Here is a 559-nt window from a genome sequence, read left to right as displayed (position 1 = left end):
CCTCTGATTAAAAGTCAGATGCTCTACCAACTGAGCTAATGGCTCGTACAATGGTGCCGGAGAAAGGACTTGAACCCTCAACCTACTGATTACAAGTCAGTTGCTCTACCAGTTGAGCTACTCCGGCGATGGATTAAATATGGTGGAGGATGACGGGCTCGAACCGCCGACCCTCTGCTTGTAAGGCAGATGCTCTCCCAGCTGAGCTAATCCTCCTGGGTATTTATGTATAGTTATTGCAAGCCCAGCGACGTCCTACTCTCACAGGGGGAAACCCCCAACTACCATCGGCGCTGAAGAGCTTAACTTCCGTGTTCGGTATGGGAACGGGTGTGACCTCTTCGCCTTCATCACTAGACTTGTATAATTATTTGAAAGACAAGTTTTATTATAACAGCTTTGTAGAAAATTTCAAGTGTTTTTTTATAAAAATTTATTCTTTCAAAACTGGATAAACGACATTTTCAAACAAATAAATACATTTGGTTAAGTCCTCGATCGATTAGTATTCGTCAGCTGCACGTGTCGCCACGCTTCCACCCCGAACCTATCTACCTCA

Annotated in this window: 2 tRNA genes and 1 rRNA gene; all 3 read right to left on the bottom strand. The window is 44.4% G+C overall.

Annotation, left to right across the window (positions count from 1 at the left end):
- Positions 1-51: 51 nt before the first annotated feature.
- The 3 genes from FG383_RS20785 to rrf all read right to left on the bottom strand — a co-directional run bounded on the left by FG383_RS20785 (position 52) and on the right by rrf (position 358).
- Positions 52-127: transfer RNA gene (locus tag FG383_RS20785), tRNA-Thr, on the bottom strand.
- Between the two features lie 13 nt (positions 128-140).
- Positions 141-216 (bottom strand) — tRNA-Val (locus tag FG383_RS20780).
- A gap of 26 nt (positions 217-242) precedes the next feature.
- Positions 243-358: ribosomal RNA gene (gene rrf / locus FG383_RS20775) — 5S ribosomal RNA — on the bottom strand.
- Between the last annotated feature and the right edge of the window lie 201 nt (positions 359-559).

This window comes from Psychrobacillus soli (assembly GCF_006861775.1).
Taxonomy (GTDB): domain Bacteria; phylum Bacillota; class Bacilli; order Bacillales_A; family Planococcaceae; genus Psychrobacillus; species Psychrobacillus soli.
Note: the sequence above shows the minus strand (reverse complement) of the source record. Positions and strands in the feature narration are given on the sequence as shown.